The following is a 13,079-nucleotide window of genomic DNA, read 5'->3' on the forward strand; positions in this document are numbered from 1 at the left end:
CCTTGGCCGGTCCCCCGGCCGGCCCCTGGGAGAGGGGATGGGGTCACGTCCCGCCGCAGGGCGGGTGAAGGGCGCCCGAAAGGGCCATAGGAAGGGAAGCAAGATGAGAAGAACGAGGAAGGGAATCTCGCGCAGGAGCTTTGTCCTGGGCACCGCGGCGGCCGCCGTCATGGCGGGGCTGGCGGGCTGCCAGACGTCTGGCGGTGGGCAGACCAAGGAGGCGAGCGAGTCCGTCTCTCCGGCGCCCGTCACGGACAACATCTATTACGAGAGCGACTACGACTTCACCGTCGAGGGTGAGCAGAAGTTTGTCGAAGATGGTCTTGCCCTAGGCACGCGCATCGTTAACGAGGGCGTGGTCCTGCTCAGGAATGAGGGCTCCGCGCTTCCGCTTTCCCCTGCCGACGGTAAGATCGTTGCCTTTGGCAACGCCGGCCCGTCCATGATGACGGGCTTTGACGCCGCGGCCAAGGATGCTGGCTTCGACTTCGACGACGCTGCGTGGGAGTTCTATACCAACGGCTCCACCTTCTCCAACAGCTGGCAGGTCAACGAAAACCCCTGGTCCGACGTCGAGGCGGCAGGCTTCCTTGCCGATGCCTCCGGCGTGGCGATCGTCTTTCTCGGCCGCCGCGACCATGAGGGCTGCGATGCCCAGTGGTATGCCGATCACGATTATCTCGCCCTCTCCGCCGAGGAGAAGGACATGCTTACCAATGTGGCGAGCATGCGCCGCGGCGGCACATTCTCCAAGATGATCGTTGCGATCACGACCTCCAACACCATCAGCTGGGAGGACGGTCCGTGGTCCGATGCCATCGACTCGCTCCTGTGGTTCGGCAACATCACCGCTACGGGCTACAGCTCGCCGCTGCCCTACGGCTGCGCCGCCCTCGTTCAGGTGCTTGACGGTACCGCCAACCCCTCCGGCCGCCTTGCCGACACCATCTACAAGGACAACCAGGCCAACCCCGTCATGGCAAACTTCGGCCGTATTGACGCCGACCTCTCTCAGGTCTCTCCCGAGAAGCTCGACGAGGTCCAGGCGGAGTCCGATAAGTGGCAGCCCGGGCAGTTCTACGGCAACCACTGGCGTCACAACTACGTCTATGCCGAGGGCATCTACGTGGGCTATCGCTATCCCGAGACCCGCTACGAGGATAAGGTCCTTGGCCAGGGCAATGCCGGCGACTTTGATTACAGCTCCTACGTAGCCTATCCGTTTGGCTCTGGCCTCTCCTACACTGACTTCTCTTACTCCGATTTTGCCGTCGAGGAGGCTGACGACTCCTTTGCCGTTACCGTGACCGTGACCAACAATGGCCAGGTTGCGGGCAAGCATGCTGCACTCGTCTTCGTGCAGGTCCCCTACACCGACTACGATGTCGAGAATGGCGTGGAGAAGGCCTCCATCGAGCTCAAGGGCTACGAGAAGACCCAGATGCTCGACCCCGGCGCGTCTGAGACGCTGACCATCTCCGTCTCCAAGCACGAGCTGACCTCCTACGACGCCAACAAGGCCAAGACCTATATCCTCGAGGACGGTGAGTACTACTTCACCGTCGCGGGCTCCTCGCATGAGGCCATCAACAACGTGCTGGCCGCCAAGGGCAAGACGACGGCGGACGGCATGACCGAAGACGGTGATGACTCCCTCGTCTGGGTTTGGAGCAATGGCGCCTTCGATGATGTCACCTATTCCGTCTCCGCTGCTACCGGCGTCTCCATCACCAACCTCTTTGACGACGTCGATCCCAACAAGAACCCGCTCATGAGCGAGAAGAACCACATTACGTGGCTCTCTCGTTCCGACTGGGAGGGGACCTTCCCGACCACGCCCATTCAGCTGGTCTACACCGACGAGCTGGTTGAGCTTGCCAAGCCCATCACCTATCAGGCGGGCTCGGGCGATGCAAGCTCTGTCCCGACGCACGAGTTTGGCAAGGACTCCGACCTCGTGCTCGTTGACATGCGCGAGAAGGACTATGACGACCCCGACTGGGAGACGCTCGTGTCCAAGCTCTCCTACGAGGAAATGGTCTCGTTCATCATCAACCCGGAGCAGGCGTTCGCCAAGATTGGCAAGCCCGCCACCGTCGCTGGCAACGGTTCCCAGGGCTGGGGCACGCAGTTGACCGTCTCCGGCCTCTCCGCCACCCAGTGGCCGTCCAAGGAGACTGTCGCCTGCACTTTTAGCACCGAGATTAACGAGGAGGTCGGTCGTCTTACTGGCGAGGGCCTGCTGCACTCCGCCACCGCTGAGAGCAAGAACGTCTCCCTTTATGGCTGGAGCTGCAACACCCACCGTGCGCCGTACTCTGGCCGCAACTTTGAGTACTTCTCCGAGGACCCGTATCTGGGCGGTCGCTCCTGCGCCGAGGAGACTCGCGGCATTATCGAAAAGGGCGGTCTTGTCTACACCAAGCACTGCGCCGGCAACGACCAGGAGGAGTATCGTCACGGCGTACCGTCCTGGGGTAACGAGCAGGCCTGGCGCGAGGTCTACTTCCGCCAGTTCGAGAAGGCGGTTCTCGAGGGCGGTGCCAACGGCGTGATGAGCGGCTTCAACCGCCTGGGCATCAACTGGACCGGCGAGAACAAGGCGTTTCTGCTCGGATGGCTCGAGGGAGAGCTTGGCTACAGGGGAACCACGATCACCGACCAGTTTGAGTCGTCCTGCATGGACGGCCCCGATGGCCTGCTCAATGGCAGCCATGTCTGGCTCGGCGCAGAGCGCATCCCCAAAAACGACGTCTGCAACGCGGTTCTTCTCCAGGATGACTACAAGAATGACCCGCTGATTCAGAATGCCGCCTTCGAGGCCGTGCACCGTGCGCTCTACAATTATGCGCACTCGCTTGCGATGAACGGCCTCACTCATGACTACGCCTTCGTGGGCAACACGCCGCTTGTCACGTCCGTCTCCGACGGCGGCAAGGATGGTGCCACGGCTCCGACGAGCTTCTACGGAGACAAGACCTACACTGCCGTCAAGTCTGGCTGGCCGAGCGCCACGACCGTCAAGGGTACGTGGGACTACACCGAGGACGGCCTCGTCATTACTCCTGACGACGGCAGCTCTGTCACCGTCTCCAACGAGGGCGGCATCATCACTTGGAGTGTGACGGTTGCCGGTCAGGAGGCTCCGAACGCCATCTCGCAGTATGAGCTCGTAAGCGCGTATAACGCCTACTTTGACCAGAGCTTCGACGCGGGCGAGCAGCCGACCTTCCAGCTTACGTTTGCCGCCGGAAATGATGCGGCGACCGGCGATGACCCGAGCGCGATGGAGATTAAGCGTGGCGAGGCGGTGACGATGCCTGACTGCCCCTATGAGGTCGAGCGCATGACCTTTGATGGTTGGACCATCGGTGGCACCACCTACCCCGCCGGCTCTGAGTATGTGCCGGATGCCTATGGTGACGCTGCCGCCGAGGGGTCCTGGTCGGTGACCGCGCTCGCCACCGCAACCACGCGAGACGGCTACTTCTTCTCGAGTGTCCAGGACGCGGGCATCCCGATGGTCATTCTGGCCGACGGGACCGTTGAGGTCGACCACTACAAGGGCTATGCCTGCATGGGCACCTGGGAACTCGAGGGCTCCGGCTCCGGCGAAGGCACGCTCGTCATCAAGAACGAGAAGGGCGAGACGATTGCGATCGAGCAGGACGGCACCACGGCGACCTACTCGCAGGACGGCCTCATCTATGACTGGAACCAGCCTGATCAGGGCTATGGCTCGGGGGTGTTCATGACGTCGCTCGACCACTCCGTTGACCTCACCGCCTTTGTCGAGGCGTATAACGAGGAGTTTGGTACGAGCTATGACTCCGTGAGCGTGGAGACCGGATCTGCCTCGTTTGCCCTTGAGGAGACGGGCGAGGCCAAGTCCACGTTCTAGTCAGCCCGAACTTTCGGTCGGGCCGGGGCGAGAGGTTCTTCTCGCCCTGGCCCGGCCTCACGTGTCATGAACGGAGCATTACCTCATGTCAGATAAGCAACCAAAGAAGAAGGGCGGGGCAGGCCGCATCGTGGCGCGCGTCGTGGGCGCGGTGCTCGCCGTGGTGTTTATTGCCCTCATCGTGGCGGCCAACGCCATCCTTCCCAACTACACGCAGGTCATCAACTCGTACCTCGGCGTCGAGCAGGGCTGGGACAACTCCGGCGTCAACACGGAGGGCCTCGACCTCGAGTACAACAAGGCCGACCACACGTCCCGCGAGGACCTCGCGGCCTACGAGGAGGAGCTCGACAAGCAGATCGCTGCCGAGGGCATCGTCCTTCTCGAGAACAACGACTCCTCCCTGCCGCTGGCCGAGGGGACCACGCTCTCCTTCGTGGGCGGCAACTCCCGCTCGCTCGGAGCCGGCAACGCCGGCATCCTCGCGTCCACGATGGGCGTCGAGGGCGAGACCGTGGACGCCGTGACCCCCGCGATGGAGGCGGCCGGCCTCAAGGTCAACCAGACGCTCGTCGAGTTCTACGCCTCCGGCGAGGGCTCTAAGTACGTGATGGGCTCCGGCTCGGTGAGCTACGGCGACGACGAGGACTTCTCGATCAACGAGTGCCCGCTCTCCGTGATGCAGGATGCCGGCGTGCTCGACTCGCTCGAGGGCACCACGCCCGTCTTCGTGCTCAAGCGCGTGGCCGGCGAGGGCCGCGACATGCCGCGCTCCATGTACAACCACGCCTCGAACGCTGAGGACCAGGCGCGCACCTACCTGGAGCCCGACTCCACGGAGCTGGAGATCCTGCAGTACCTGAACGACAACTTCGATAACACCGTCCTGCTCATCACGTCCAACAACGCGCTGGAGCTCGACTGGCTCGAGCAGTTCCCCAACATCAAGTCGGTCCTCTATGCCCCGTCCCTCGGGACCTACGGCATCGACTCCCTCGCGAGCGTGCTCGCCGGTGACGTGAACCCCTCCGGCCGCACCAAGGACACCTTCGCCGCCAACCCGCTCTCCGCCCCCGCGGCGCAGAACTTCGGCGACTACCAGTACCTCGACGAGTCGGGCGAGCTCACCAAGTACAACTACGTCTCCTACGAGGAGGGCATCTACGTCGGGTACCGCTACTACGAGACCCGCTACGAGGACGCCGTGCTCGGCCAGGGCAACGCCGGCGACTTCAACTACGATGCCGAGGTCTGCTATCCCTTCGGCTATGGCCTCTCCTACACCACCTTCGAGTGGTCGGGCTTCCAGACCAGCTGGTCGGGCGATGAGTGCACTGCCACGGTGACCGTCACCAACACCGGCAGCGTTGCCGGCAAGGACGTCGTGGAGCTCTACGCGCAGAGCCCGTACACGGACTACGACCGCGCCAACGGCGTGGAGAAGGCCGCCGTCACGCTCGTGGGCTTTGCCAAGACGCAGCTCCTCGAGCCCGGCGAGTCCCAGACCGTGGAGATCGTCTTCGACGAGTCCCAGCTCGCCTCCTATGACTACCTGGGCGCCAAGACCTGGATCCTCGACGCGGGCACCTACTACGTGACCGCCGCCGGCGACTCCCACGAGGCCGTGAACAACGTGCTCGCCGCCAAGGGCGCGGCCGTCGAGGGCAACGTTGCCATGACGGCCACCTACGTGCCCGACAACGCCGAGGTGGACACCACCACCTACGCCACGGACACGCTCACGGGCGAGGAGGTCACCAACCGCCTCGATGACGCCGCGGGCGACCTCACCTACCTCACCCGCTCCGACTGGATGGGCACCTTCCCCACGCACGACGGCGAGCCCACCTCGCAGGTCTCCACCTGGGGCAACGAGATCAACGGCGATGACGGCGTGAGCTATACCTACGGCAAGGCCGCCTCCGCGGAGCTCATCGCGCAGCTCGACTCCACCGACTCGGGAAACCCCGACGTCCAGGAATGGGAGGGCGACCTCGTCTACGGTGCCAAGAACGGCCTCACGCTCATTCAGATGCGCGGCCTCGAGTATGACGACCCGGCCTGGGACGACCTGCTCGACCAGCTCACCCCCGAGGACTACGACATCCTGATCACGCAGGCGGGCTATGGCACCGACTACATCGCCTCCGTGGAGAAGCCGGCCGGCACCGACGCCGACTCGACCTCCGGCTGGAGCTGGGGCGGCATCGGCATGACCTTCTGCAACCCCGCGATGGTCGCGCAGACCTGGAATGTCGAGCTCGCCTACGAGCTGGGCATCTGCATCGGTGATGAGAGCCTCTACGGCGGTGCCACTGGCTGGTACGCTCCGGCCATGAACATCAACCGCACCGCCTTCTCCGGCCGTGCCGGCGAGTACTTCTCCGAGGATGGGTTCCTCGCGGGCGCGCTGGCCTCCCAGGAGGTCAAGGGCGCTGCCGAGAAGGGCGTCTACACGCTCATCAAGCACTTTGCCTTCAACGACCAGGAGAACCACCGCGGCGACCGCACCGGCCAGTTCTCGATGGCGACCTGGCTCAACGAGCAGTCCGCGCGCGAGATCTACCTGCGCACCTTCGAGATGTGCATGAAGGTCGGTGACATCGAGGTCAGCTACGTCAAGGACAGCGGCGACGGCACCTACGAGATGGCCACGACCGAGATCGCCGCGTGCCAGGGCCTCATGACCGCCTTCAACCGCATCGGCGCCACGTGGGTCGGCGGCGACTACGACCTCATCACCGGCATCGTCCGCACCGAGTGGGGCTTCGACGGCTGGATCATCACGGACAACGCGGACACGGGCGTATTCATGAACGCGGGCCAGATGATCGAGGCCGGCGCGGACTCCAAGCTCACCGCGAGCGACCCCACCGACACCTGGACCTTTGACGAGAACGACGCCACGCAGTACCGCTACGCGCGCGACGCCGTGCACCACCTGCTCTACGTGATGGCCAACACGCACTGCATGAACGGCGCCATGCCCGGCAGCCACTACACCTCCGGTGTGGGCGGCATGCAGAAGGCCGACCAGATTCGCTGGGGCATCACCGGCGTTGCCGCCGTGGGCCTCGTGGTGATCGCGGGCCTCACCGTCCGCGGCATCCTCAAGTCCCGCAAGACGCGCCACTGACGTCAGGTTTATTTGGCACGCCTGCCTGGCGTGACGGGGCGGCGGCTCGCATGGGTCGCCGCCCCGTTTTGCGCCTCTCGCGTTTGCATGAGCAAGCTCCGCGGGTTCTTCTCGCCCCAACTGGGAAAACAATGGAATAGGGCGATTTTGTCCGGAGATTTGCACGAGCAAACTCCGGGTCATGCGCGTGCCGGTCGGAGTGGCTACACTGGATGGGTTGAACCACCGAGCGAGAAGAGCCGCAATGAGCGAGAAGAACCCCGGAGCCGCGATCCCTGCCGAGAAGACCGTCCTTGCGCTGGACACGTCCACGGACATGCTGGCCTGCGCCATCGGGCGCGTGGGCGCGGACGGCTCCGTGACGGTGCTGGCAGCGCGCGACCACATGTGCCGCCGCCAGGCCAACGTGGAGCTGGTGACCACGGCGCAGAGGGCGCTCACGGAGGCCGGCCTTTCGATGGGCGACCTCGACGCCGTGCTCGTGGGTCGCGGCCCCGGCTCGTTCACGGGCGTGCGCATCGGCATCGCCACGGCCAAGGGTCTCGCGTGCGGCGCGGGGCTGCCACTGTACGGAACCTCGGCGCTCGATGCGATGGCGTGGTCGGCGTGGGGCGCCGGCGCCCGCGGCACGCTCGCCGTGGCGGGCGACGCCATGCGCGGCGAGGTGTACCCCGGCATCTACGAGCTCGACGAGTCCGGCGCGCACCGCACCTTCCCGGCTGAGACCGTGTCTAAGGCCGATGCCTGCGTGGACGCGTGGGCCGGTCGCGCGGACGCGGCCGAGCTCACGCTCACGGGCAACGGCCTGGTCAAATACCGTGCGCGCTTTGAGGCTGCGGGCCTCGCGTCCTTCTCGCCCGAGGAGGCGTGGTACCCCACGGGAGAGGGACTTCTGCGTGCGGCCGTCGAGGCCGGGGTCTTCGACGCTCAGCCCGGCGATCCGGCGCTGGTCCTGCCCATCTACACGCGCCTCTCGGACGCCGAGGAGGCCGAGCGCACGCGCCTTGGCCTCAAGAAGCCGGCGTCCGTGGAGCTCACCGGCGTCGACGACGCGCTCGCAGGCATTCACCTGCAGCTGCGTCCCATGACGGTGAACGACACCGCCGCCGTGGCCGCGCTCGAGGCCGCCGCCTACGAGGACGCCGCGCACACGCCGTGGACCGAGAAGATGTTCTACGAGGAGCTCTCCCAGCCCGGTCGCAGCTGGTGGGTCGCGCACGACCAGGGGACCGTCATCGGCTTTGCGGGCGGCGTGCTTGCCGGCGCCGACTTTGAGATCGAGGAAGTTGTGGTGGACGCGGCGCGCCGCCGCGAGGGCATTGCCACGCGCCTCGTGGCCCGTGTCGCCTACGACGCGCAGATGCTTGGCGCGCAGACGGTCTCCCTTGAGGTTGACGACCAGAACGAGCCCGCCCGGGCGCTCTACGGCGCGCTCGGCCTTACGGAGGATGGCCGTCGCCCGGGCTACTACCCGGCGGCTGCCGGCGAGCCCGCGCACGACGCGCTCATCCTGCGCGCCCCGCTGCCGCTCGCGGCGGACGCCGTGATCGCGACCGGGCGCCCGGAGCCTGCGCCCTCCATCCGGCCGTGGCCTATCGTGCCCGGCGAGCGCACGCCCGAGGCCGCGGCCGTGCTTGCCGCCGCCGGCCCGCTCATCCTCACGATCGAGTCCTCCTGCGACGAGACCGCCATGGCCGTGACCGACTCCCACGGCGTCGTATGCGCGAGCGTCGTGGCCACGCAGATCGACTTCCACGCGCGCTTTGGCGGCGTGGTGCCCGAGATTGCCTCCCGCAAGCACACCGAGGCCATCGTGGGCGTCTTCGAGGAGACGCTCGCCCGTGCCGGCGAGCACTTCGGCGTGGACACGCTGGCGCCCGCTGACCTCGCGGCCGTGGGCGTGACGGCGGGGCCGGGCCTCGTGGGCGCGCTCGTGGTGGGCGTCGCCTTTGCCAAGGGTCTCTGCGCGGCCGCTGACCTGCCGCTCATTGCCGTGCACCACCTCGAGGGCCACCTCATGGCCAACCTCTTCGAGGCGCCGGACCTCGAGCCGCCCTTCGTGGCGAGCATCGTCTCCGGCGGCAACACCATGCTCGTGCACGTGCGCGCCTGGGGCGACTATGTGCTTCTGGGCGCCACGATCGACGACGCGGTGGGCGAGGCCTTCGACAAGGTGGCCAAGGCTCTGGGCCTGGGATACCCCGGCGGCCCCGTGATCTCCAAGCTCTCCGCTCAGGGCAACCCCAAGGCCATCCACTTCCCGCGCGCGATGATGCACAGCGGGGACTACAGCTTCAGCCTCTCCGGCCTCAAGACCGCCGTCATCACCTACATCGAGGGCGAGAACCGCGCCGGCCGCGCAATCAACCTGCCCGACCTGGCGGCGAGCTTCGAGGCCGCGGTGATTGACGTGCAGGTGGCCAAGGCCGTGACGGCCGTGGAGGAGACCGGCGTTGCCGACTTCTGCGTCGGGGGCGGCGTGGCGGCCAACCCGGGCCTGCGTGCGGCGTACAAGGCGGCGCTGACCCAGCGCGGCGTGCGCGTGACCGTGCCTCCCATGCGCGCCTGCGGCGACAACGCGGCGATGATCGGTATCGCGGCCCTGAGGAGCTACAACGCCGGGTCCTTCTCGCCCCTCACGTTGGACGCCGACCCCAACGCCGCCCTGGGCACCTGGGCTACCCCCGACGCCCCCGTCCCTCCCACCTGGACCGTGCAAAAGTGACAGGCACTTTTGCACGCGACTACGAGTCCCCGCTCGGGAGGATGCTGCTCGCGGCTTCAGATAACGGTCTCGTCGGCGCGTGGTTCTACGGGCAGCGCTACTTTGCCCGCGGGCTGGAGGATGCCGAGAAGAACGTGGGGCATGGGGCGTCTGCCGACTCGCCGGTTCTTCTCGCCGCCCGTTGCTGGCTGGATGCGTACTTCGCGGGGGAGCGCCCGGGCGCGGCCGGCCTCCCGCTGGCGCCGCGCGGCACAGCGTTCCAGCGCCGCGTGTGGGACGCGCTCATCGCCATCCCGTACGGGGAGACGCGCACGTATGGCGAGCTCGCAGCCGAGCTGGGGTCGTCGCCCCGCGCCGTCGGCGCCGCCGTGGGCGGGAACCCCATCAGCGTGATTATCCCATGCCACCGCGTGCTGGGCACCGACGGCTCCCTCACCGGCTACGCTGGCGGCCTCGAGCGCAAGCGGGCGCTTCTCGCGCTTGAGCGTGCGCATGCGTAAACTCGCATTTCAAGAAAAGCGGATTTACGCGTCCTTGGAGCCGCGGATTTGGATGCGTAAACGAGAAAAACGGTGCGGTTTGACCGGAGATCCCAGTTTGCGCATGAAAAACCTCAAACCAAGTCACGCGTAACTCGCGATTTCCGAAAATCCGAGAGCGCGCGTTCCCTAAACCGTGCAAAAGTGCCTGTCCCTTTTGCACGCCTAGCACGAGCCGGACCCGCACATGAGCTCGATGATTGTGCGGTCGGTCTCGCGCATGCCTTGCGCCGCGAGCACGCCCACGTTGCGGATCGTGTTCTCCACGCCCTTGACCACGATGCCGTCGCCGCCGTAGAACTGCTTGCCCTGTTGCTGCATCTGCATGCCCAGCAGGCCGGCCTCCACCGCGCTCGCGATCTTGGCCGCGCAGCTCGCCTTGGCACCGTCGCAGACCATGCCGGAGTCGATGGCGATGGCGTTGACCACGGTGTGGGAGATCTCGTGCGCGCGTCCGCCGTAGAGGTAGGTGATGCCGGCCGCCGCGCCCGCGCCGGCGCTCGTGGCGCCGCAGTAGGCGGAGAGCCGGCCGATGCCGGTCTTGAGGTGGATGGTCACGAGGTTGGACACCACGAGCGCGCGAAGCAGCTCCTCGTGGGAGACGCCCAGCTCCTGTGCGTAGACGATCACGGGGACGCTCGCCGTGAGGCCCTGGTTGCCGCTGCCGGAGTTGATGACCACGGGCAGCTCGCAGCCGCCCATGCGGGCGTCGGAGCCGGCGGCCGCCCACGCCTTGGCGCGGTTGGCCACGCCGTCGCCGTAGGCGGAGAGCAGCACGCTGCCGATGTTGGCGCCCCACTCGCTTTCTAGCCCCTCGCGAGCGATGGCCATGTTGCAGGCAATCTGGCGGCCGAGCAGCTGCTTGACGTCGTCCAGCTCCACCGCGCCGGCAAACTCGACGATCTTCTCGATGGAGAGGCAGCTGCGGTCCGTCCCGGCGTCCTTCTCGCCCGCGGCCTCCTCGAAGGGCTCGCTGAGAAGAACCTCGCCGTCGCGCTCCACGCGGATGACGTTGGTGTGCGAGCCGGCAATCTCGCAGAACGCCTCGTGGCCGTCGCCCGAGACGCGCGCCTGGATGTCAAAGATCCACGGGCGCTCGCTCGGCGCCACGGTGACCTCGCGCGTGGCGAGAAAGTCGCGCATCTCGGCGATCTGCTCGCCGGTCACGCCGGCCAGGACCTCGAGCTTGGCCTCCGCGTCTCCCGCGACCACGCCCGCCGCGGCGGCGGCCTCGATGCCGCGAGCTCCGCCCGTGTTGGGCACGACGACGCTCTTCACGTTCTTGATGATGTTGGCGGACGCCGTCACGTCCACGCGCTCCGGAAGGGCGCCGAGCGTCTGGCGCGCGAGCGCGGCGCAGTAGGCTACGGCGATGGGCTCGGTGCAGCCCATCGCGCAGACGAGCTCCTCCTCGAGGATGGCGACGTAGGCGTCGTAGGTCTCCTGGTCCATGGCGTTCCTCCCGTGCAAGGCGTGCAAAGGGGACAGTCGTGCAAAGGGGACAGTCACTTTTGCACGGTGTTCGCGTGCAAAAGTGACTGTCCCCTTTGCACGACTGTCCCCTTTGCACGCCCCCCGCGCGGCTGCCCGTTACGGCGATGTTTCCCAGAAGTCTATCAGCTCGGGGTTCTTCTCGCCTCGCGGTATCCTGCCGACGTGCGCGTAACTTTCTCGCATCGGGTGCGCCCGCTTGCAAGGGGGAGGGGAATGGGTCCCCTCCGGTTGCGTCGCGCGGAAGGGGATTACCACAAAAGGAAGGGAACCACCATGAAGGCCACCCCGCACGTGTACGTATCTGACAGAGTCTCTCGCCGCGACTTCCTCAAGCTCTCGAGCCTCGTGGCGGGCATGGGAGGCGTGATGGTCCTTTCCGGCTGCGGTCCCGCCGCGCAGGACGCCACCACCGATGAAGCAGACGCGGCCGATGACGCCGCCGACACCGCCGAGGCGACCCTCGGCGACGGCAAGACCCTCCGCGTTGGCATGGAGGCCGCCTACCCTCCGTACAACTGGCAGGTCCAGGAGGAGTCCGAGTTCACCATCCCCATCGACAACGTCGACGGCGCCTTTGCCGACGGCTATGACGTCCAGGCCGCCAAGATCATCGCCGAGGGCCTGGGCATGGACGCCGTCGCGGTGAAGCTCTCCTTCGACGGCCTGATCGACGCCCTCAACAACGGGCAGATCGACATCGTCTGCGCCGGCATGTCCGTCACGCCCGAGCGCGAGGACTCCGCGTCCTTCTCTGACTCCTACATTGACGACGACATCGTCATGATCACCAAGTCCGACTCCCAGTGGGCCGGCGCCAAGACCTTCGCCGACCTGGCGGACGCGGCCATCATGGGCCAGGCCGCCACGATGTACGACGACGTCATCGAGCAGATCGTCGAGGCCGAGCCGAGCGTCACGCACCTCACGCCCGCCGAGACCGTCCCCATGGTCGTCGAGAACCTCAACAGCGGCGCCGCGGACATCATCACCTACTCGATGCTCTCCGTGCCCAAGCTGCTGGAGACCCACCCCGAGTTCGTCGAGCTCGAGATGGACGAGAAGTTCGAGGGCTCCCTCATGCCCGACAACGCCGCCATCGCCAAGGGCCAGGACGCCGCGCTCGAGAAGATCAACGAGATCATCGCCGGCATCCCCGAGGACGAGCGCCAGGAGATGTGGAACGCCTGCATGGATCGTCAGCCGGCGTAGCGTGCAAAAGGGACAGTCACTTTTGCACATCGCGTAAGATAGGGGCGCGCGCCGCGAGATTCGGCGCGCGCCCGC

General features: G+C 66.3%; 6 protein-coding genes. 5 read left to right on the forward strand and 1 reads right to left on the reverse strand.

The genetic code is table 11. From position 1 onward, the window contains the following. Nucleotides 1–103 precede the first annotated feature (103 nt). From ACULPM_RS05635 to ACULPM_RS05650, 4 genes are all read left to right on the forward strand, one after another. On the forward strand, nt 104–3,901 hold the full coding sequence (locus ACULPM_RS05635; RefSeq protein ID WP_445331512.1) for a glycoside hydrolase family 3 C-terminal domain-containing protein: 3,798 nt from the start codon (nt 104–106) through the stop codon (nt 3,899–3,901). 85 nt (nt 3,902–3,986) lie between these two features. Continuing rightward, nucleotides 3,987–7,037, forward strand: coding sequence for a glycoside hydrolase family 3 C-terminal domain-containing protein (locus ACULPM_RS05640; protein ID WP_445331511.1), 3,051 nt, complete (start codon nt 3,987–3,989; stop codon nt 7,035–7,037). 244 nt (nt 7,038–7,281) lie between these two features. Next, nucleotides 7,282–9,762 carry a tRNA (adenosine(37)-N6)-threonylcarbamoyltransferase complex transferase subunit TsaD gene (gene tsaD, locus ACULPM_RS05645; protein WP_445331510.1) on the forward strand — a complete coding sequence of 827 codons (2,481 nt, stop codon included), beginning with the start codon at nt 7,282–7,284 and terminating at the stop codon, nt 9,760–9,762. Further along, nucleotides 9,759–10,262 carry a methylated-DNA--[protein]-cysteine S-methyltransferase gene (locus ACULPM_RS05650; RefSeq protein ID WP_445331509.1) on the forward strand — a complete coding sequence of 168 codons (504 nt, stop codon included), beginning with the start codon at nt 9,759–9,761 and terminating at the stop codon, nt 10,260–10,262. The genes tsaD and ACULPM_RS05650 overlap by 4 nt, the downstream gene beginning before the upstream one ends. A 204-nt stretch (nt 10,263–10,466) precedes the next feature. Here ACULPM_RS05650 and ACULPM_RS05655 read toward each other — a convergent pair whose 3' ends face one another. Continuing rightward, nucleotides 10,467–11,753 carry an L-cysteine desulfidase family protein gene (locus tag ACULPM_RS05655; protein WP_445331508.1) on the reverse strand — a complete coding sequence of 429 codons (1,287 nt, stop codon included), beginning with the start codon at nt 11,751–11,753 and terminating at the stop codon, nt 10,467–10,469. Nucleotides 11,754–12,068: 315 nt separating this feature from the next. Between ACULPM_RS05655 and ACULPM_RS05660 the strand changes: the two genes are divergently transcribed. After that, nucleotides 12,069–13,004, forward strand: a complete 936-nt coding sequence (locus tag ACULPM_RS05660) for a transporter substrate-binding domain-containing protein (RefSeq protein WP_167931191.1) — start codon at nt 12,069–12,071, stop codon at nt 13,002–13,004. Nucleotides 13,005–13,079 lie beyond the last annotated feature (75 nt).

The sequence above is a fragment of the Thermophilibacter sp. ZX-H3 genome, from assembly GCF_052599055.1.

Bases quoted from the DNA above. Each gene is read 5' to 3' on its own strand.
- ACULPM_RS05635 (WP_445331512.1), top strand. From the start codon at position 104: ATGAGAAGAACGAGGAAGGGAATCTCGCGCAGGAGCTTTGTCCTGGGC.
- ACULPM_RS05640 (WP_445331511.1), top strand. From the start codon at position 3,987: ATGTCAGATAAGCAACCAAAGAAGAAGGGCGGGGCAGGCCGCATCGTG.
- tsaD (WP_445331510.1), top strand. From the start codon at position 7,282: ATGAGCGAGAAGAACCCCGGAGCCGCGATCCCTGCCGAGAAGACCGTC.
- ACULPM_RS05655 (WP_445331508.1), bottom strand. From the start codon at position 11,753: ATGGACCAGGAGACCTACGACGCCTACGTCGCCATCCTCGAGGAGGAG.
- ACULPM_RS05660 (WP_167931191.1), top strand. From the start codon at position 12,069: ATGAAGGCCACCCCGCACGTGTACGTATCTGACAGAGTCTCTCGCCGC.